The following is a 17,460-nucleotide window of genomic DNA, read 5'->3' as shown; positions in this document are numbered from 1 at the left end:
CCCGGGCAAGCTCGCGGGGTCCGATGATGTTCTTTCGCCGTCCTGAAACCCTCCCATGAGCACCGCGCGTCCCCAGGCCCTGTCCCAGCAACTCGCACGCGAGACGCGCCAGCGCTTCATCGCGGCGACACAGGCGCTGATCGAGCCGCTGGCGCAGGCGATCCGCGACCGGCTCTCGGCCTCGGCGGCCCAGATGGGCAATGCGCGCGACATGCAGGACTGGCGCGACGATTTCCTGGCCTTCCAGTCCCTGGGCGGCCGCTGGGTGGCCCAGACCCAGGAGGCCTGGCGCAAGGCGCAGGAAGTCACGGCCGTCGGCACCGACGCCCATTCGCTGTCGAACCTGGAGCTGATGGGCGACGACGTGGTCGAGACCCAGATCCTCTCGTCCCGGCTGGGCCAGGCGGTGCAGGGCAAGTCCAATTTCGAGATCAACGACCTGCGCCTGCGCATCCAGCACCTCGAGGGCACCGAGGAGCTCGGGGCCAAGGACGTGCTCAAGCCCGAGGCGCTGGCCCGGATCATGGTCGAGCAGTGGCTGGCAGCCGGTCTCACGCGCGTGCTCTGGACCCGGGTGCAGGACGTGATCGAGCGCGGCGTGCTCGAGGCCACGGCCAAGGCTTACACCGATGCGAACCGCCACCTGGTCCAGCAGGGCGTGATGCCGGAGATCGACCTCAAGAGCTTCGTGCGGCGCACCGCCTCCGGCCATTCCGGCGTGATGCCCCTGGGCGGCGGCCACGCGCCCTCCGGCGCGGGCCGGCCGATGGCGGCGGAGAGCATGGGCTTCCAGGCCGGCGCCGGCGCGATGGGCGCCATGCATTCGATGGGCATGGCGGGCGACACCCTGGCCGGCACCGGCGGGTCGCCGCTGTCCATGGCGCGCCAGCGCGCCCAGGGCGTGCTGCTCAACCTCAAGCGTTTCGTCACGGCGCGCATCGGCGGCGACATGGCGCCCCGTGGTGCCGGCGGCACCGGTGAAGGCGGACTCCTGCGCGGCGGCGCGGGCCCCGGCGCCGGCCTGCCGGGCGGCTTTGCCGCGGCGATCTCCGATGCCGGCGCGGCCTACCAGCTGGCCTCGTCGCAGTACGTGGTCGGCGACGAGGTCGCGGCCCTTCAGCACAGCGCGGCCGAGCTGCGCCGGCGCGCCACCGATCTCAAGCGCCGCGCGCCGACCACCGCCGACAAGGCCACGGTCGAAATCGTCGCGCTGATGTTCCAGGCCATCCTGGCCGAGGAGCGCATCCCCTTCTCGGCCCGCGTCTGGTTCGCGCGCCTGCAGATGCCGGTGCTGCGCGTGGCGATCGCCGAGCCCGAGTTCTTCGGCACCCTGCAGCATCCGGCGCGCATGCTGATCGACCGCATGGGCTCGGTGGTGATGGGCTTCGACGCCGCCGCCATCTCCGGCAGCGCGCTCGAGGGCGAGATCCGCCGCGTGGTGCAGGTCATCGAGCAGTACCCCGAGACCGGCCAACGCGTGTTCAAGCTGGTGTTCGACGAATTCGTCGCCTTCCTCAACAAGTACCTGACCCAGAGCGACAGCACGCAGCGCGTGATGAGCGTGGCGCAGCAGGTCGAGCAGAAGGAGACGATGGCGATCCAGTACACCATCGAGTTGCGCAAGATGCTCAACGACATGCCGGTGCGCGAGGAGATCCGCGAGTTCCTGTTCAAGATCTGGGCCGAGGTGCTGGCCATCGCCGCGCTCAAGTACGGCGCGCAGGACGAGCAGACCGTCACGCTCAAGCGCGCCGCCTCCGAGCTGGTCTGGGCCGCCAGCGCCAAGCCCAACCGCAACGACCGCACCCGCGTGATCCAGGACCTGCCCAAGCTGCTGCAGCGACTGCGCTCGGGCATGGCGCTGCTGGGCATCGTGGGCGAGCCGCAGGAAGCGCAGATCAAGACCATCGGCGTGACGCTGTCCGACGCCTTCCTGTCGAAGACCGAGGCCATCCCCCAGGCCAAGATCGAGGCCATGGCCTCCAGGCTGGCCAACCTCGAGGACTTCGTGAGCGACGAGGGCACGGCCGAGCTGCCGCTGGATGCCGCCAGCATCGAGCTGCTGCTGGGCGTGGACGCCGCCTCGATCGAGGTCGTGCCCGACACCCGCGGCGCGAAGATCGACGAGGACATGCTGCAGTGGGCGCGCGAGCTGCAGGTCGGCAACTGGTTCATGCTCGACCACAACAACCGGGCCAGCCAGGTGCAGTTCGTCTGGCGCAGCGAGCGCAAGCAGCTGCATCTGTTCGCCTCGGCCGACGGCCGCAGCTTCCTGATCCAGGCCGGGCGGCTGGCCTCCTACCTGCAGGCCGGCCTGCTGGTGCCGGCCGAGGAAGAGACGCTCACCGTGCGCGCCACGCGCGAGGCGCTGGCCAAGCTGGACGCGAACCCCGAGCGCCTGCTCAACTGAGGGCCGCGCCGCGGCGCCTCAATGTGCGATGCGGTCCCGGCGGCCGTCGCACAGCTCGTCGAGCACCAGGGCGTCGGGTTCGATGCCGGTGCTCCAGTGCACCATCAGCACGATGATCTTGAGCTCGTCGAGCGCCACCGGCTGGCCCGCGGTCGCCATGGCGCGCTCGATCACGATCTCGCGCAGGCCGCCGCCGAGCACGCCGGCCGCTTCCAGGAAGTGCACGAAGCCCAGGCATTCCGCGCCCAGGTGATCCTGTTCGGCGGCGGAGTAGACGCGCATCGAGTCGGCCGCCGGCGCCAGCGCCGCCTCGCCGGGCGTGCGCGCCAGCACCGTCGCGCTCGAGGCGTCGGCCTGCTGCTGCAGCGGGACACCCTGGGTCGCGAAGCTCAGCTCGTCGAGCCATTGCAGTGCGGCGCGGATCTCCTCGTCCTCGAAGCCCTGGGCGCTGAGCTTGCGGCCCAGTTGCTCGGGTTCGGGGCACGCGTTGCCGCGCCAGTAGTTTTCGTAGACGAACACAAGCACTTCAAACATGGGCCCAATATAGCCCACGCGCCGCCATCGGCGGGCGCGATCTGCGCCCTTCGCTCAGCCCTGCGCGACGCGCTGGAACAGCCCGCCCGGCAGGCGCGCCACGCGCCCCTCGAGTTCGAGTTCCAGCAGCAGGCCCTGCAGCGTGGCGGCGCCATGGCCGGTGCGCGCGCACAGGGCGTCGAGGCCGACCGGATCGAAGCCGATCGCCTGCAGCAATGCGAGGTCGGCGTGGTCCGGGGTTTCTTCGGCATCCGCGTGGGATGTGGCCGTGGCGGCACTGTCGAAACGCAGCTCCTCGAGCACGTCCTGCACCGACTCGACCAGCTTGGCGCCCTGGCGGATCAGCGCATGGCAGCCGCGCGACTGCGGCGAATGGATCGAGCCGGGGATCGCGAACACCTCGCGGCCCTGCTCCACCGCCAGCCGGGCGGTGATCAGCGAGCCGGACTGCAGCGCGGCCTCGATCACCAGCGTGCCGCGCGCGAGCCCGGCGATGATCCGGTTGCGCCGGGGGAAGTTCGGATGCAGCGGCGGCGTGCCGAGCGCGAACTCGCTGACGATCAGCCCGTTCGACGCGATGCGGTGGGCCAGCGCGCGGTGCCGGGCCGGGTAGACGCGGTCGAGGCCGGTGCCCACCACCGCCACCGTCGCGAGCCGGGGGCCGCGCTGGGCGGCCTCCACCGCGTCCAGCGCGCCCTGGTGGGCCGCGCCGTCGACGCCCAGCGCCAGGCCCGACACCACCACGACATCGGCCTCGCCCAGCGCGCGGGCGAAGGCCCGGGCATTGAGCTCGCCCTGCGGCGTGGGGTTGCGGCTGCCGACGATGGCCACGCTGCGTGCCAGCTGCGTCAGGTCGAATTCGGCGGCGCCCAGCAGGTAGAGCATCGGCGGCGGATCGGCGGTCTCGAGCAAGGCGGCGGGATAGCCCGGATCGCCCAGCGTGAGCAGGCGCCGCACCGCGCCGTCCGGCTCGACGGTCTGCAGCCAGTCCCAGGTCTTGGCGTGCTGTGCGTCGAGATCCGCGGGCGGCCGTTGCAGCGCGGCCGCCTGCGCCGGCGTGACGACGTCGCGCAGGGCCGCGGGCGATTGCGTGAACACGGCTCCGGGCAGCCCGAAGGCGGCGAGCAGCCGGCGTGCCGTGCCGTCGCCGATGCCCGGCGTCAGCGCGAGCCGCAGCCAGTCGGCGAGTTCGTCACGTTCCACGCCGACGAACCCGCGCCGGCCTCAGGGGTTGACCAGCAGGTCGCCCACGCGCGGCGTGTCGTTGATCTCGAGCACCAGCGCGTACGACACCTTCTCGAAGGGCCGGAACACCATCAGCAGGCCGATGCGTTCGTTGGGCAGCTTGAGGGTTTCCTTGCTGCCGCCGGTGCGGTCGACGATGGTCTCGCCGTTCTTGAGGATGGCCAGCACATGGCCGTTCTCGATGCCGTCGCGCACGCCCTTGTTGATCGCGACCACCTGGTTCTGGGCCGCGAACTGCACCGCGTTGCCGTAGACCGAGACGATGCGGCCGTTGAAGGGCTGTGTCGGTGCGCGCGGCACATAGCTCAGCAGCTGGCGCGCCGGCTCGGGCAGCAGCCGGTCGCCGGCGCGGATCTCCTCGCGCGCCGCCACGATGTCGACGGTGGCCGGCACCACGGTCGAGACCGCCTTGCCGTCTTCCAGCACCTGGGCCACGGACTCGCCGCGCTGCAGCAGGGCCTTGCCCAGGTACTGCGCCTCGTAGCCCAGGATCTCGCCGGTGCCCGGGTCCTTGAGCGGCGTGGCGTTGCGGAACACGCGGAAGGTCTTCTGCGGTCCGCCCGCGTCGACCAGCGGCGCATTCGGCTCGCCGCGGGCATAAGCCCGGTCGCCGCGCGCCAGCAGCACCCGGCTGTCGTTGCCCGCGACGATGCGCGGCGCGGCCAGCAGCGTGCCTTCGTCGACCACGATCGGCTCGCTGAGGAAGGGCTCGATCAGGCTCGGGTTGAGCGTGGGCAGGGCCAGGCCGGACAGCGATTCGGAGCGGGTGCGCGGCGACAGCTTGATCGTGCCGCCATCGCCACCGCCGCCCGCGCCGCGCCGGGTGCTCAGCCGCGCGCGGCCGCCGCTCTTGTCGAGGTACAACACCTGGCCCGGGTAGATCCGGTGCGGGTTGGCGATGTCGTCGAGGTTCATGCCCCAGAGCTCGGGCCAGCGCCACGGGCTGCGCAGGTAGAGCCGCGAGATGGCCCACAGCGTGTCGCCGGACTTGACGGTGTATTCGTCGGGCGCGCCGGGCGCCAGTTCGCTGAGCGGCACGCCGGTCTGCGCGGCCTGCTGGGCCGTGGCGCGCTGCTGGGGGGTGACGGGATAGTTCTGCGCTGCGGCACCCACGCCCAAGCCAAGTGCGGCCACGGTCGCCAGCGCGGTGAGGACGGTCGAACGCTGGCGAGGGAGGCAGGTTTTTTTCATGATTGAATCGATGTCCACGCAGAGGCCGCACCGGGCGTACGAATCCTCACAATTTGCTACGAATTTTGCGCTGAAGCCCTTGATAGGGCAACGCTTATCGCGCCAGGCGCCGCCGGGCGCCTCTGGAATTGGCGAAAATAGCCACAATTTCCCCCCGACTTCATGGCCAAAAGAACCATCCTGAGTTTCCCCGATCCGCGCCTGCACACGGTGGCCAAACCGGTGCAGGGTATCGACGCGCAGACCCGCACGCTGGTCGCCGACATGCTCGAGACCATGTACGACGCCAAGGGCATCGGCCTGGCCGCGACCCAGGTCGACGTGCACCAGCGCGTGGTGGTCATCGACGTGTCCGAGGAGCGCGATGCGCCCCTGGTGCTGATCAACCCCGAGATCGTCTGGGCCAGCGACGAGAAGGTGCTCAACGAGGAGGGCTGCCTCTCGGTGCCCGGCATCTACGACGGCGTGATGCGCTCGACCGCGGTGCGCGTGAACGCCCTCGACGCCGACGGCAAGCCGCACACCCTCGAGGCCGACGGCCTGCTGGCCGTGTGCATCCAGCACGAGCTCGATCACCTGCTGGGCAAGGTCTTCGTCGAGTACCTGTCGCCGCTCAAGCGCAACCGGATCAAGAGCAAGCTGCTCAAGCAGCAGCGCGAGGAAGAGCGCGACGCCGCCCAGGACGCCCGACGGTGAGCGCGAACTGGCGCCCGTCCCTGGCCTGTGCCGCGCTGGCGGCCCTGGTCCTGGCCGGCTGTGCCAGCGAGCCCACCCGGCTGCCGATGGGCGTCACGCGCGCCGAGGCGCTGCAGCGGCTCGGCACGCCGACCGCGGTCTATGCGATGCCCGGCGGCGGCGAGCGCCTGCAGTACTCGCGCGGCCCGATGGGCTACGAGGTGAACAACGTCGACGTCGACGCGCAGGGCCGGGTCGTGGCGACCCGCCAGGAACTGCAGGAATCGCTGTTCGACCGCACCATCCAGGCGGGTGTCTGGCGCGAGGCCGATGTGCTGCGCACCTACGGCCGGCCCTACGAGACCGCGCGCGTGGGTTCCTTCGACGGCCTGGTCTGGACCTGGCGTTTCAAGTCGATGAATGCGCCGCGCCTGCTGCACATCTACATCGACCCGACCGGCGAGGTGGTGCGCTACCACACCGCCGATGACGTGATGCGCGACGACGTGCGCTGGTGAGAGGTTTTCCTTGAGTCTGAAGATCGGCTTTGCCGGCACCCCCGAGTTCGCCCGTGTCGCCCTGGAAACCCTGCAGGGTGCCGGTTTCGACATCCGTCTGGTGCTGAGCCAGCCCGACCGCCCGGCTGGCCGCGGCATGAAGCTGCAGGCCTCGCCGGTCAAGCAGTTCGCGCTGCAGCACGGCTGGCCGGTGGCGCAGCCGCGCAGCCTGCGGCTCGACGGCAAGGTTCCCGACGAGGCCGCCGCGGCGCGCGACACGATCCTGGCAGCCGGACTCGACGTGCTGGTGGTCGCGGCCTACGGCCTGATCCTGCCGCAGTGGGTGCTCGACGCGCCTCGGCTGGGCTGCCTCAACATCCATGCGAGCCTGCTGCCGCGCTGGCGCGGCGCCGCGCCCATCCACCGCGCGATCGAGGCCGGCGACACCGAGACCGGCGTCACCATCATGCAGATGGACGCGGGCCTGGACACCGGCGCGATGCTGCTGCGCGAGGCGCTGTCCATCGGCGACGACAGCACCGCGCGCCTGCACGACAGGCTGGCGGCCATGGGCGGCCGGCTGATCGTCGAGGCGCTGCGCCAGGCCGAGGCCGGCACGCTGCAGCCGGTGCCGCAGCCCGCCGAAGGCGTGAACTACGCCCACAAGATCGAGAAGCACGAAGCCGCCATCGACTGGCGGGAGGATGCCGCGACGCTGGTGCGCCGCGTGCGCGCCTTCGACCCCTTCCCCGGCGCCAGCAGCGTGCTCGACGGCGTGGCCGTCAAGTGCTGGTCGGCCGAGGTGCACAGCGGCGGCGCGGCCGAGGCCCCCGGCACGGTGCTGGCCGTGTCGCCCGCGGGCATCGACGTGGCCGTGCACGGCGGATCGGTCCGCCTGACCGAGCTGCAGCGCCCCGGCGGCAAGCGCCTGGCCGCGGCCGACTTCCTGCACGGCTTCGACGTCAAGCCCGGCCAGGTGTTCGGCTGATGTTCCTGAGCGCAGCGGTTCGCCGCCGTCCCACCTTCCGCGAAGGCGTCGTCACCATGGCGCCGATGGCGCTGGGCATCGGCGCCTGGGGCCTGATGACAGGCGTGGCGATGGTCAAGTCCGGCATGAGCGTGATCGAGGCGGTGGCGATGACGCTGCTGGTCTACGCGGGCAGCTCGCAACTGGCGGCGATCCCGCTGCTGGTGGCCGGCGCGCCGGCCTGGGTGGTGCTGGCCACGGGCTTCTGCGTGAACCTGCGCTTCGTGGTGTTCAGCCTGCACCTGCGGCCCTACCTGATGCACATGCCGCGCTGGCGCCGCATGCTGCACGGCTACCTGACGGCCGACCTGAGCTACGCGGTCTTCACCACCCGCTACCCGGTGCCGCCGACCGACGAGGCCGAGCAGCAGGCGCAGGAGGCCTACCTGACCGGCGGCTACTTCATCACCTGGTGCGCCTGGATGGGCATGAGCGCGGTCGGCATCGCGCTGGCCAACTTCATCCCCCAAGCCTGGGGCCTGGGCTTCGCGGGCGTGCTGAGCCTGGTCGGCATCCTGTGCTCGATGGCCACCACGCGGCTGCGCGTGCTGTCGGCGCTGATCGCCGGCGCCACCGCCGTGGCCGCCTACGCGTTCCCGCTCAAGCTCAACATCGTGACCGGCATCGGGGTCGCGGTGCTGCTGTGCTTCTGGCTCGAGAAGCAGTTCGTTCGCAACCCCACGGAGGCCGACCGATGAACGGCGAGACCGATCCCTGGACCCTGGTGGTGATCCTCGGCCTGGCCGGCGTGACGGTGCTCACGCGCTGCTTCTTCTTCATCCTCGACCGCCCCTGGGGCCTGCCCGAATGGGCGCACCGGGCGCTGCACTACGCGCCCATCGCCGCGCTGTCGGCGGTGGTCATCCCCGAGATCGTGATGAGCCAGGGCCACCTGGTGAGCACCTGGCAGGAAGCGCGCCTCTACGCGGCGCTGGCCGGCGCCGGCTACTACTTCTGGCGCGGCGGCGTGCTGGGCACGATGGTGGTCGGCATGGCCGTCTACCTGCCGCTGCACCTGGGCCTGGGCTGGTAGGCGCGCGCGGGTTGCCAGCCCGCGCCAGGCCCAAAACTACAATGGCCCCAGCCCCCGTCTTCCCTCTTTCCTCACTTCCTCTCCCGCCATGAACGTCATCCGCTTCACCGATCTCTGTGCGCAAGGCAAGGCCGCCGGCCAGCGCGTCTTCATCCGTGCCGACCTCAACGTGCCGCAGGACGACGCCGGCCGCATCACCGAAGACACGCGGGTGCGCGCCTCGGTGCCCTGCATCCAGCTGGCGCTCGACGCCGGCGCCGCCGTGATGGTGACCTCGCACCTGGGCCGCCCGACCGAGGGCGCGTTCAAGCCCGAGGATTCGCTCGCCCCCGTGGCCGAGCGCCTGAGCGAACTGCTGGGCCGCGAAGTGCGCCTGGTGGCCGACTGGGTCGACGGCGTCGAGGTGCAGCCCGGCCAGGTCGTGCTGCTCGAGAACTGCCGCGTCAACAAGGGCGAGAAGAAGAACGACGAGACGCTCGCCAAGAAGATGGCCGCGCTGTGCGACATCTACGTGAACGACGCCTTCGGCACCGCCCACCGCGCCGAAGCCACCACCTACGGCATCGCCCAATTCGCCAAGATCGCCTCGGCCGGCCCGCTGCTGGCGGCCGAGATCGACGCCATCACCAAGGCGCTGGCCCACCCGGCGCGCCCGCTGGTGGCCATCGTGGCCGGCTCCAAGGTCAGCACCAAGCTCACCATCCTCAAGAGCCTGGCCGAGAAGGTCGACCAGCTGATCGTCGGCGGCGGCATCGCCAACACCTTCATGCTGGCCGCGGGCCTGTCGATCGGCAAGTCGCTGGCCGAACCCGACCTGCTGGACCAGGCCACGGCCGTGATCGAGGCCATGCGCGCGCGCGGCGCCGCGGTGCCGATCCCGGTCGACGTGGTGACGGCCAAGACCTTCGCGGCCGATGCGCCGGCCACCGTCAAGGCCGCCGATGCGGTGGCCGAGGACGACCTGATCCTGGACATCGGCCCCAAGACCGCCGAACTGCTGGCCGCGCAGCTGCGCGAGGCCGGCACCATCGTCTGGAACGGCCCGGTGGGCGTGTTCGAGTTCGAGGCCTTCTCGCACGGCACCGAGGCCATCGCCCGCGCCATCGCCGAGAGCAAGGCCTTCTCGATCGCCGGCGGCGGCGACACGCTGGCCGCGATCGCCAAGTACGGCATCGAGAAGGACGTGGGCTACATCTCCACCGGCGGCGGCGCCTTCCTCGAGATCCTCGAGGGCAAGACCCTGCCGGCCTTCGAGATCCTGACCAAACGCGCGGCCGGCTGATCGCCTCCGGCGCCAACGAAAAAGCCCGCGGATGCGGGCTTTTTCAATGGCGATGCGAGCGGATCAGGCCGCGGTCGGCACCGGCGCGCGCATCGCGCTGGTGGCGCGGCCCTGGAAGTCGGTCCAGCACTGGCGCGAGAAGTCGTAGAGCTTGCAGGCGCGGGCGGTCGAGAAGTACCACTTCCAGGAGAAGGGCTGGACGATGATGCGCTCGGGCAGCAGGTGCTCGAGCATCTTCTGCGCTTCCTTGAGCTTGTACAGCGGGATGCTCATGTCCACGTGGTGCGCGGTGTGCTCCATGATGTGGTGCATCAGCGCGCCGACCTGCATCGGGAAGGTCAGGTGCACGGTGGTCGAGACGAAGGGCTGGGCGCGCTGCCAGGCGGCCTTCTCGTCGTGCCACTGCACCTTGACGTGCGTGTGGTGGCCGTAGATCACGAAGCCCATCATGTTGAACCAGAAGGCCATCGGCACCACGAAGCCGATCAGCAGCGCCAGCAGCACCGACTGGCCGGTGGCCAGCGCGGCGGCCGCGAGGGCCGCGATCCAGAGCGCGGCGAAGCCGGTGACCAGCGCGCAGTCCTTGCCGAAGATCGGGCGGTAGCTGTTGCCCATCACCGAGCGGCGGGGGAACATCATCTTCTTCCACCAGATCTCGATCATGTAGTACAGCCCCGGGCCCCAGCCGCTGCGGTAGATGCGCTCGAGCCCGCGGCGCACCGGCGACAGCGCGCGGTACTCGTCCTGCGTGAGCGGCGCCCAGACGAAGTCCACGCCCTTGAGGTTGGTGAAACCGTGGTGCACCACGTTGTGGCCCATGTCCCAGAGGCTGTAGGCGGTGAGCGAGGGCAGGAAGGCGATCCGGCCCAGCCACTTGTTCAGGCGCCGGTGCGGCGTCAGGCTCTGGTGGCAGCCGTCGTGGCCGATGATGAACAGCCGGCCGATCACGAAGCCCGCCAGCAGCGCGGCCAGCAGCTTGAGCCAGATCGGCTTGAGCAGCACCGTGCCGGTCAGCAGCGCGCCGAACAGCAGGTAGTCGATGGCCAGCATCACCAGCGCGCGCACGGTGGTGCGCTGCGAGATCGGGATCAGCCAGGAGCGGATGATCTTGCGGTGCGGCAGCGGCGCTTCCGGCGGCAAGGGCGTGACAACGGGATCAGATGGGCTCTGCATAGGACGGGCAAAAAGAGGAAGAACGACGGCGCAGTCATGCACCGTAACGTATTCATCGGAAGGGGATATGACGGAGATCAAGCACCTCCAGGGTTGTCTGGGCAACCGTGTCATATCGCGCGAGGTCATCCCCGCATGTGAGAATTGTGCCAAAAGCCCGAATACCCCCAGGAGACGCAACCCCGTGGACACCACCCGCCTTCCCCGCCATGCCACCAAGATCGTCGCGACCCTCGGTCCGGCCTCGAACACGCTCGAGCTGATCGAGCAGCTGATCCACTACAAGGTCAGCGTGGTGCGCCTGAACTTCAGCCATGGCATCGCCCAGGACCACATCGACCGTGCCGCCATGGTGCGCGAGGCCGCGCGCCGCGCCGGCCGCGAGGTCGCGATCATGGCCGACCTGCAGGGGCCGAAGATCCGCGTGGGCAAGTTCGCCCAGGGCAAGATCTGGCTCGAACCCGACGCCAAGTTCGTGCTCGACGCCTCGCGCACCGAGCTGGGCGACGTCGATGCCGTGGGCCTCGATTACAAGGACCTGCCGCGCGACGTGAAGGCCGGCGACCGCCTGCTGCTCAACGACGGGCTGATCGTGCTCAAGGTCGACATGGTCCGCGGCCAGGCCGTGCACACCACCGTGGTGCTGGGCGGCGAGCTGTCGAACAACAAGGGCATCAACAAGCAGGGCGGCGGCCTCACGGCCCCGGCGCTGACCGCCAAGGACATGGAGGACATCAAGACCGCGATGAGCTTCCAGGCCGACTACGTGGCCGTGAGCTTCCCCAAGAACGCGACCGACATGGAAATGGCGCGCCAGCTGTGCAACGTGGCGGCGGCCGAGTTCGGCCACCGGCCGGGCATGATCGCCAAGATCGAGCGGGTCGAGGCGATCCCCAACCTGGAAGAGATCCTGCGCGCCAGCGACGGCATCATGGTGGCCCGCGGCGACCTGGCGGTGGAAGTGGGCAACGCGGCGGTGCCGGCGCTGCAGAAGAAGATGATCCGCATGGCGCGCGAGATGGACCGCGTGGTCATCACCGCGACCCAGATGATGGAGTCGATGATCACCAACCCGGTGCCCACGCGCGCCGAGGTGAGCGACGTGGCCAACGCGGTGCTCGACGGCACCGACGCCGTGATGCTGAGCGCCGAGACCGCCTCGGGCCGCTACCCGCTGGCCACCGTGCAGGAGATGAGCCGCATCTGCGAAGCCGCCGAGCAGGCCGAGGACACGGCGCGCGACACCGACTTCAGCGGCCACACCTACGCCCGCATCGACCAGGCCATCGCCATGGGCGCGCTGTTCACCGCCCACCACCTGGGCGCCAAGGCCATCGTGGCGCTGACCGAGTCGGGCTCGACGCCGCTGTGGATGAGCCGCCATTCGGCCCACATCCCGGTCTATGCGCTGACCTCGCGGCTGTCGACCCAGCGCAAGATGGCGCTGTTCCGCAACGTGCGCCCGCTCTTGATGGACTCGCAGACCGACCGCGACACCGCGCTCGAGCAGGCCGAGGCCCACCTGAAGAAGCGCGGCATCGTGCAGAGCGGCGACGTCTACGCGATCACCTGCGGCGAGCCCATGGGCGCGCCGGGCGGCACCAACATGCTGAAGATCTGCCGGGCCTCCTGAGGCGAGCCGGCGCTGCGGGCACCCGTGGCGGTGCCGTTCGCCGCGCTGCCGGCGACACCGACTTCGACCCCCTGGACGCCGGCGCGTGCGCGCCCCGGCGTGCGGAAGCCTGCTGCTCGATTCAGGATTGTTGACAAACAGGTGTTCTCAGCGGCACTAACATCCGGCAAATCGGCCGCGCCGATCGGATGGACTGGCACCGATGCGCGGCAGCAGATCGCAGAGGGAGAGGGCTTCAAAGATGGCGCAATCGCATCCGTTCAAGGCGCTGCTGCTGGCAGGGGTGACGGCGTTCTGTGTTGCCGGATGCGGCGTTGTGCCGGAGGCATCGAATTCGCGCCCTTCGACGGCCGGGTCGTGCGCCGTGCAGAGTGCCGAAGCGCGACCGCCCAAGCACCCGATCGTGGAACTGGCCGCGTGCATCGCGCGGACGGACGACCTCTTGGATCCTGATCGTCTTTTTCATGAAACCTTAGGCATCAAGGACTACGGCGGATTGGGTGTGACTTCTTGGGGCATCCAGGCGGGCGTGGGTAGACGCTCCGACCGAAATTCGCTGGAACATCTGCCCAGTGGCGTCGATGGCTTTTTGTTCCAACGCGTAGACGTCGAGAAGTTCACGGTCGGCGGGAAGAGGTATCTCACCGTGAGTCTCGCCCCGTCCCGATCCTGTGTGACGTTGGCCGATGTCGTCGCAACCTTCGGAAATGGCTATGCCATATCACCACATCCTGTCGTCGCGCCTGCGCCGGCCCTGCCAGGCGTTATCTCTTTTCCGCCGGCGAAGGCTGGGAAGTTTCCAGGGGTCTATTACTCGGCGCAGCGCTTGTTCAACGGTCCCGTCAACGGGACCGTTCACTTTGATTTCGACTACGACGAATGTGCACACAGCATTTACGTGCAACGCGACCTCAGGACAACTGACAGACCAGCAAAGGGAGAACCCAGATGAGCAACTTCACCCCTGCCCTCACCTCGGAGTGGTTGGTCGATGAAAAGAACAGGTTCGGGGCATACAACATATCGCCAGAGGCGCTGGCACTGATCAACAGATCGGAAACCCTTAAGGCCGACATGCGCGCCTATGCAAACAGTGACTTCACAACCTTTGGAAGGATCAACTCTCAAGCTGGCGCGGGCGAATACAGCACGAACGTAGGTGACAAGAAGGGCTACCTCCACATCGCCCGCGACCGCTTCAGCACCCCTGAGAACACCGTGAGCGTGCTGGCCCACGAACTCGGGCACTTCCGCGTCGAGGAGCCCGATGCCGCGATGGCGAAAGCACGCGCCCATGCCCTGGCGGCCAAAGACAAGGCCGCTTACCAGAACGCCTGTCACCTGACCGAAGGCTACGCGCACTACAACGAAGTCAAGGTGCGCGAGGAGATCCTGGAAACCGTTCGGCTGGCGGCCGAGCTGGAGCAGCGACCCCTCACCGCGCAGGAGCTGCAACTGGAATCCCGTTGGCGTGGCGAAGGGGTGTACGGCAGCCGTGGCGAAGGCCAGGACCATCTGATCGCCAGCCGCATTGCCGATGCCGCGCGCGAAGAGCCTGGACACTTGACCGCCACGCAGGTCATGGAGAAGGCGGTCTTTGCGCTGGCGCAGAACAACAGGGCCCATGTCACGTCGAGCACCGGGCAAAGCTACGAGCAGTTCTGCGACACCGAAGCCAGCCGGATGCTGTCGAGCGGCAGCGCGCCTGCGTCCGCCACGGACGGTGCGCTGCACATGCTGCAGCCGGTATCGAGCGAGCCTTCGCCCACCGAAGACTTGTCCGCCTTCCTGGACCGCATGCTGGCCGCCGACGACGCGACTTTCAGGCGCATGCAGCGGACCCTGGCGGACCTCCCGCCTGGACGGGAAGTGATCGCAGAGGGCATCGCCGAGGTGAATCGGCAGGAGCAGATGGCGGCGCAATAGCAGCAACAGGTGCAGGCGCAGCAGCCGCAAGCGCTGGTGATGGTCCTGCCTCACTGAGTCCAGCGACGCGCGAAACATCCAAGGGCAAAGCAAGGTGAACGACCAAACCCTGCTGGCGCTGGCCAGCAAGATGAGCGCATTGGTCGAGAAATTCGAGCGCCAATGCGAACAGTCCGGCACGGAACTGCGGCGACTTTCCCAGCAGGTGCCGGCCGTCGTGCGCCAGGCCGCCGACGATCAGTGGCGCGGGGTGCCGGAGGCGGTGCTGGCCGATGTCCGCCGCGGCATCGAAGGACCGTTGGCCGACCATGAGCGGCGCTTGCGCGAAGCCGGCGAGCAGGTCCACCAGGCTTCTGTGGCGCTGAGCGCGCAGTTGCGACGCGCCGAGGCCTTGCATCGTCACCTGGTCTGGAAGGTCGCAGGCATTACGTTGGGTAGCCTGGTGTTGATGCTGGGCGGCGGTTCCTGGTTGTCACGCCACTACTACGACGAGATCAGGAAGAACCAAGTGTCTGCCACCTTGCTCAAGGCCTACAACGAAGCCGATGTCACGTTGTGCGATGGGCGCCTGTGTGTGAAGACTGACAAATCCGCCAAGCCCCATGGCGACTACCTGCCCGTCAAGCCGCGTTGACGGTCGACGCTTGGCTGCGGGCCGACGATCCGTCGCTGCGGCGTAGGCCGGGGCCGCGTCCTTTCGGCCCGGGGAAAACCAAATGCGCCCGGGCTGCGTACAGCCGGGATGCCCTTCTCCCACTTCCTCCGCCGCCGCCGCAGCGCGCTGCTGGCCGCCGGCGCGCTGGCCCTGTCCGCCTGTTCCCCGATCAAGCTGCTGGACCGGCTCACGCCGAGCGACACCTACCAGGCCGAGACCGGCATCGCCTACGGCAGCGCGCCGCGCCAGCAGCTCGACGTCTACCGGCCGCTGCCGGCCACGTCGCCGCCCGAGGGCCGGCGCCCGCTGATCGTCTTCTTCTACGGCGGCACCTGGACCACCGGCGAGCGCGCCAGTTTCCGCTTCGTGGGCGAGGCGCTGGCGGCGCGCGGCGCGGTGGTGGTGATCCCCGACTACCGGCTGGCGCCGGGCGTGACCTACCCGGTGTTCGTGCAGGACAGCGCGCTGGCCCTGAAATGGGGCCTGGACAACGCGGCCCGGCTGGGCGCCGACCCGCAGCAGGTCTATGTGATGGGCCACAGCTCGGGCGGCTACAACGCCGCCATGCTGGCGCTCGACGCGCGCTGGCTGGGCGCGGTGGGCGCGAGCCCGAAGCAGCTGGCCGGCTGGATCGGCCTGGCCGGCCCCTACGATTTCCTGCCCATGGGCGACCCCGACGCGCAGCGCGCCTTCGACTGGCCGAACACGCCGCGCAGCTCGCAGCCCATCGCCCATGTCTCGGCCGCCTCGCCGCGCGCGCTGCTCATGGCGGCCAGCAAGGACACCCTGGTCGACCCGGTGCGCAACACCGGCCAGATGGTGCAGAAGCTGCGCGCCGACGGGGTCGAGGTGCAGACGCGCAGCTTCGACAACCTGAGCCATGTGACGCTGATCGGGGCCCTCGCCACCCCGATCCGCTGGATCGGCGGGCCGGTGCTGCCGCCCATCCTGGACTTCGTGGGGTTGCCGTCGGACCTGTCCGACAAGGTCGCTCGGTAGAATCGAGACAGTTTTTCTGCAGTCTTCCCACCAATCTTCCCGCGAGGTATTTCCCATGGCTCTCGTCTCGATGCGCGAACTGCTGGATCACGCAGCCGCCAACGGCTACGGCATTCCGGCCTTCAACGTCAACAACCTCGAACAGGTCCAGGCCGTGATGGAAGCGGCCAAGGAAACCGGCGCGCCGGTGATCCTGCAGGCCAGCGCCGGTGCCCGCAAGTACGCGGGTGAAGGCTTCATCAAGCACCTGATCCAGGCCGCGCTCGAAAGCTACCCGAACATTCCGCTGGTCATGCACCAGGACCACGGCCAGAACCCGGACGTGTGCCAGGGCGCGATCGACCTGGGCTTCTCCTCGGTGATGATGGACGGCTCGCTCGAGGCCGACGGCAAGACCATCGCCAGCTACGAGTACAACGTCGAAGTGACGAAGAAGGTCGCGCAGTTGGCGCACCGCGTCGGCGTCACGGTCGAAGGCGAACTGGGCTGCCTGGGCTCGCTCGAGACCATGAAGGGCGACAAGGAAGACGGCCACGGCACCGACGCGACCATGACCCGCGAACAGCTGCTGACCGACCCCGAGCAGGCCGCCGACTTCGTCAAGCAGACCCAGATCGACGCGCTGGCCATCGCCATCGGCACCAGCCACGGCCCGTTCAAGTTCACCCGCAAGCCCACCGGCGACATCCTGGCGATCGACCGCATCAAGGAAATCCACCAGCGCATTCCCAACACCCACCTGGTGATGCACGGCTCGTCGTCGGTGCCGCAGGAACTGCTGGCCATCATTCGCCAGTACGGCGGCCAGATCAAGGAAACCTACGGCGTGCCGGTCGAGGAGATCCAGGAAGCCATCAAGCACGGCGTGCGCAAGATCAACATCGACACCGACATCCGCCTGGCCATGACCGGCGCGGTGCGCAAGTTCCTGTTCGAGAACCCCGAGAAGTTCGACGCCCGCGAATGGCTCAAGCCGGCGCGCGAAGCGGCCAAGCTGGTCTGCAAGCAGCGCTACATCGAGTTCGGCTGCGAAGGCCAGGCCGCGAAGATCAAGGGCGACACGCTGCAGGTCGTGGCCGCCAAGTACGCGAACGGCGAACTCGCACAGCAAGTCCGCTGAGCGAAAGCGGCGGACAACGAGCCACCGTTCGCGGTGGCTTTTTTCTGCGCGCACAATCCG

At 69.0% G+C, this 17,460-nt stretch carries 17 protein-coding genes; 13 read left to right on the top strand and 4 right to left on the bottom strand.

Features of this window, described 5'->3' with window-relative positions:
* Nucleotides 1-55 precede the first annotated feature (55 nt).
* The gene (locus QTI20_RS26175; RefSeq protein ID WP_286555497.1) at nucleotides 56-2,410 is read left to right on the top strand and encodes a DUF1631 family protein; all 2,355 of its coding nucleotides are present in this window, start codon (nucleotides 56-58) and stop codon (nucleotides 2,408-2,410) included.
* A gap of 18 nt (nucleotides 2,411-2,428) precedes the next feature.
* On the opposite strand, the gene QTI20_RS26170 is transcribed toward QTI20_RS26175, so the two are convergent.
* From QTI20_RS26170 to QTI20_RS26160, 3 genes are read right to left on the bottom strand one after another with little or no spacing between them, the layout of a single operon-like run.
* Nucleotides 2,429-2,944, bottom strand: coding sequence for a Smg family protein (locus tag QTI20_RS26170; RefSeq protein WP_286555498.1), 516 nt, complete (start codon nucleotides 2,942-2,944; stop codon nucleotides 2,429-2,431).
* 54 nt (nucleotides 2,945-2,998) lie between these two features.
* A complete protein-coding gene (gene dprA, locus QTI20_RS26165) occupies nucleotides 2,999-4,147 on the bottom strand; it encodes a DNA-processing protein DprA (protein ID WP_286555500.1) in 1,149 nt (382 codons plus the stop codon).
* Between the two features lie 21 nt (nucleotides 4,148-4,168).
* Nucleotides 4,169-5,380: a LysM peptidoglycan-binding domain-containing protein gene (locus QTI20_RS26160; protein ID WP_286555501.1), complete on the bottom strand. Its 1,212-nt coding sequence runs from the start codon at nucleotides 5,378-5,380 to the stop codon at nucleotides 4,169-4,171.
* A 162-nt stretch (nucleotides 5,381-5,542) separates the two neighbouring features.
* Here QTI20_RS26160 and def point away from each other — a divergent pair, with 162 nt between their 5' ends.
* The 6 genes from def (at nucleotide 5,543) to QTI20_RS26130 (ending at nucleotide 9,894) form a co-directional block, all read left to right on the top strand.
* Nucleotides 5,543-6,076 carry a peptide deformylase gene (gene def, locus QTI20_RS26155; RefSeq protein WP_286555502.1) on the top strand — a complete coding sequence of 178 codons (534 nt, stop codon included), beginning with the start codon at nucleotides 5,543-5,545 and terminating at the stop codon, nucleotides 6,074-6,076.
* Complete coding sequence (locus QTI20_RS26150) at nucleotides 6,073-6,573, top strand: hypothetical protein (RefSeq protein WP_286555504.1); 501 nt, start codon at nucleotides 6,073-6,075, stop codon at nucleotides 6,571-6,573. Before def ends, QTI20_RS26150 begins: the two co-directional genes overlap by 4 nt.
* A 16-nt stretch (nucleotides 6,574-6,589) precedes the next feature.
* On the top strand, nucleotides 6,590-7,540 hold the full coding sequence (fmt, locus tag QTI20_RS26145) for a methionyl-tRNA formyltransferase (RefSeq protein ID WP_286555668.1): 951 nt from the start codon (nucleotides 6,590-6,592) through the stop codon (nucleotides 7,538-7,540).
* On the top strand, nucleotides 7,540-8,277 hold the full coding sequence (locus tag QTI20_RS26140; RefSeq protein WP_286555505.1) for an AzlC family ABC transporter permease: 738 nt from the start codon (nucleotides 7,540-7,542) through the stop codon (nucleotides 8,275-8,277). Before fmt ends, QTI20_RS26140 begins: the two co-directional genes overlap by 1 nt.
* Nucleotides 8,274-8,612 carry an AzlD domain-containing protein gene (locus QTI20_RS26135; RefSeq protein ID WP_286555507.1) on the top strand — a complete coding sequence of 113 codons (339 nt, stop codon included), beginning with the start codon at nucleotides 8,274-8,276 and terminating at the stop codon, nucleotides 8,610-8,612. Before QTI20_RS26140 ends, QTI20_RS26135 begins: the two co-directional genes overlap by 4 nt.
* 88 nt (nucleotides 8,613-8,700) lie before the next feature.
* A complete protein-coding gene (locus tag QTI20_RS26130; protein WP_286555509.1) occupies nucleotides 8,701-9,894 on the top strand; it encodes a phosphoglycerate kinase in 1,194 nt (397 codons plus the stop codon).
* A 63-nt stretch (nucleotides 9,895-9,957) separates the two neighbouring features.
* On the opposite strand, the gene QTI20_RS26125 is transcribed toward QTI20_RS26130, so the two are convergent.
* Nucleotides 9,958-11,067, bottom strand: a complete 1,110-nt coding sequence (locus QTI20_RS26125) for a fatty acid desaturase (RefSeq protein ID WP_286555511.1) — start codon at nucleotides 11,065-11,067, stop codon at nucleotides 9,958-9,960.
* 184 nt (nucleotides 11,068-11,251) lie between these two features.
* Here QTI20_RS26125 and pyk point away from each other — a divergent pair, with 184 nt between their 5' ends.
* From pyk to fba, 6 genes are all read left to right on the top strand, one after another.
* Nucleotides 11,252-12,700: a pyruvate kinase gene (pyk, locus tag QTI20_RS26120; protein WP_286555512.1), complete on the top strand. Its 1,449-nt coding sequence runs from the start codon at nucleotides 11,252-11,254 to the stop codon at nucleotides 12,698-12,700.
* A gap of 241 nt (nucleotides 12,701-12,941) precedes the next feature.
* Nucleotides 12,942-13,652 (top strand): hypothetical protein, encoded by a 711-nt coding sequence (locus QTI20_RS26115; protein ID WP_286555513.1) that lies wholly within the window; start codon nucleotides 12,942-12,944, stop codon nucleotides 13,650-13,652.
* Nucleotides 13,649-14,626: a hypothetical protein gene (locus QTI20_RS26110; RefSeq protein WP_286555514.1), complete on the top strand. Its 978-nt coding sequence runs from the start codon at nucleotides 13,649-13,651 to the stop codon at nucleotides 14,624-14,626. Before QTI20_RS26115 ends, QTI20_RS26110 begins: the two co-directional genes overlap by 4 nt.
* A gap of 94 nt (nucleotides 14,627-14,720) precedes the next feature.
* Nucleotides 14,721-15,260, top strand: coding sequence for a hypothetical protein (locus tag QTI20_RS26105; RefSeq protein WP_286555515.1), 540 nt, complete (start codon nucleotides 14,721-14,723; stop codon nucleotides 15,258-15,260).
* Nucleotides 15,261-15,368: 108 nt separating this feature from the next.
* Complete coding sequence (locus QTI20_RS26100) at nucleotides 15,369-16,280, top strand: alpha/beta hydrolase (RefSeq protein WP_286555517.1); 912 nt, start codon at nucleotides 15,369-15,371, stop codon at nucleotides 16,278-16,280.
* Between the two features lie 55 nt (nucleotides 16,281-16,335).
* Nucleotides 16,336-17,400, top strand: a complete 1,065-nt coding sequence (gene fba, locus QTI20_RS26095) for a class II fructose-bisphosphate aldolase (RefSeq protein ID WP_183025260.1) — start codon at nucleotides 16,336-16,338, stop codon at nucleotides 17,398-17,400.
* Nucleotides 17,401-17,460: the final 60 nt, after the last annotated feature.

Source organism: Variovorax sp. J2P1-31 (assembly GCF_030317215.1).
GTDB lineage: Bacteria > Pseudomonadota > Gammaproteobacteria > Burkholderiales > Burkholderiaceae_C > Variovorax.
Note: the sequence above shows the minus strand (reverse complement) of the source record. Positions and strands in the feature narration are given on the sequence as shown.

Coding starts and splice junctions, on each gene's coding strand:
- QTI20_RS26175 (WP_286555497.1), top strand. CDS start 56: ATGAGCACCGCGCGTCCCCAGGCCCTGTCCCAGCAACTCGCACGCGAG.
- QTI20_RS26170 (WP_286555498.1), bottom strand. CDS start 2,944: ATGTTTGAAGTGCTTGTGTTCGTCTACGAAAACTACTGGCGCGGCAAC.
- QTI20_RS26160 (WP_286555501.1), bottom strand. CDS start 5,380: ATGAAAAAAACCTGCCTCCCTCGCCAGCGTTCGACCGTCCTCACCGCG.
- def (WP_286555502.1), top strand. CDS start 5,543: ATGGCCAAAAGAACCATCCTGAGTTTCCCCGATCCGCGCCTGCACACG.
- QTI20_RS26140 (WP_286555505.1), top strand. CDS start 7,540: ATGTTCCTGAGCGCAGCGGTTCGCCGCCGTCCCACCTTCCGCGAAGGC.
- QTI20_RS26135 (WP_286555507.1), top strand. CDS start 8,274: ATGAACGGCGAGACCGATCCCTGGACCCTGGTGGTGATCCTCGGCCTG.
- QTI20_RS26130 (WP_286555509.1), top strand. CDS start 8,701: ATGAACGTCATCCGCTTCACCGATCTCTGTGCGCAAGGCAAGGCCGCC.
- QTI20_RS26125 (WP_286555511.1), bottom strand. CDS start 11,067: ATGCAGAGCCCATCTGATCCCGTTGTCACGCCCTTGCCGCCGGAAGCG.
- QTI20_RS26115 (WP_286555513.1), top strand. CDS start 12,942: ATGGCGCAATCGCATCCGTTCAAGGCGCTGCTGCTGGCAGGGGTGACG.
- QTI20_RS26110 (WP_286555514.1), top strand. CDS start 13,649: ATGAGCAACTTCACCCCTGCCCTCACCTCGGAGTGGTTGGTCGATGAA.
- QTI20_RS26100 (WP_286555517.1), top strand. CDS start 15,369: ATGCCCTTCTCCCACTTCCTCCGCCGCCGCCGCAGCGCGCTGCTGGCC.
- fba (WP_183025260.1), top strand. CDS start 16,336: ATGGCTCTCGTCTCGATGCGCGAACTGCTGGATCACGCAGCCGCCAAC.